Source organism: Photorhabdus sp. RM323S, assembly GCF_042879375.1.
Classification (GTDB): domain Bacteria; phylum Pseudomonadota; class Gammaproteobacteria; order Enterobacterales; family Enterobacteriaceae; genus Photorhabdus; species Photorhabdus tasmaniensis.
The window spans coordinates 1-1001 of the sequence record NZ_JBHFKZ010000157.1; the positions used below are offsets into that span (position 1 = coordinate 1).

Sequence of the window (1001 nt, forward strand, 5' to 3'; positions counted from 1 at the left end):
AGGCAGTGAAGAACTGGCTTTGCATGCCCAGAAGAACATGACCACCGTGGTGAAACATGACCAGACCCTGGTCGTGGAAACCGGCAACCGGCAGGTTGCCGTGAAAACCGGTGATGAAAAAACAACCATTGAACAGGGTAGCCTGATGGAAACCATCTGCCAGCTGCGCAGCACCGATGCCAATCAGGTCCAGGTCAGGACCCGCGCCGGGAAAGCGGGCGACGGGACTCAGCTGTATGAAGCCAGTGACACTATCATGCTGAACGTCGGCGCAGGAAAAATCGTGATGACCCCGGAGAGCATCAAACTCACCTTCGGCGGAGAGGCCAACAGCATTGAAATCAACGCCAGCGGCGTCATCATGCTGGGCGGCAACATCAATATGAACAAGTAAACCCATCCCAAAAACAGCTTAAAATGATTATCAGGACCCGACCATGACCCAGGAAACCCGCTTCATCCCGTTTCACTTCAATGCCGGCACAGTGAAGATGCCTCACGGCTGGCAGGATGCCAGCATCTTAGTGCTCAGCAGCCCCGATGACCACAATGGCAGCAGTTTCACCCTGTCCCGCGATACCCTGCCCTGGGGACTCGATTTTACCCAGTTTGCCGAACGGGAAATCCACGCACTCAGCCAGCAGCTGAAAAACTATCAGGTCCTCGCTCAGGAAACCGGCGAGCTGAACGGCATGACCACCGTCACCGCAGAGTTCACCTGGTCTTCGCCACAGGGCCCGCTCCATCAGCTGATGATGCTGCTGCATCTGCCGGAACAGATTTTAATCCTGACCGGCACCTGCTCGGGTGCCATGACGCCGGTCCAGCGTGAACAGATAAGCGCCATGATGACCTCCTTTCAGCCGCGTCCTCAGGACAGTGAATAACCGCCGGGAGTCAATCACCATGAGTTTATTGATGATGGCCTGGTTCGGGGCCGGGGCCGCGCAACGCACCCGCCACACCGGCGCAGGCAGGCAGGACAACGGCCCGCCACAAAC

The 1001-nt window shown here is 57.3% G+C and carries 1 protein-coding gene and 1 pseudogene; both read left to right on the forward strand.

Translation table 11 applies throughout. From position 1 onward, the window contains the following. Positions 1–394 (forward strand): annotated as a pseudogene (locus ACGF7G_RS22400) (type VI secretion system tip protein VgrG); the annotation flags it as partial. Between the two features lie 43 nt (positions 395–437). Beyond that, positions 438–887, forward strand: coding sequence for a DcrB-related protein (locus ACGF7G_RS22405; protein WP_387468481.1), 450 nt, complete (start codon positions 438–440; stop codon positions 885–887). Positions 888–1001: the final 114 nt, after the last annotated feature.

Bases quoted from the DNA above. Each gene is read 5' to 3' on its own strand.
- ACGF7G_RS22405 (WP_387468481.1), top strand. From the start codon at position 438: ATGACCCAGGAAACCCGCTTCATCCCGTTTCACTTCAATGCCGGCACA.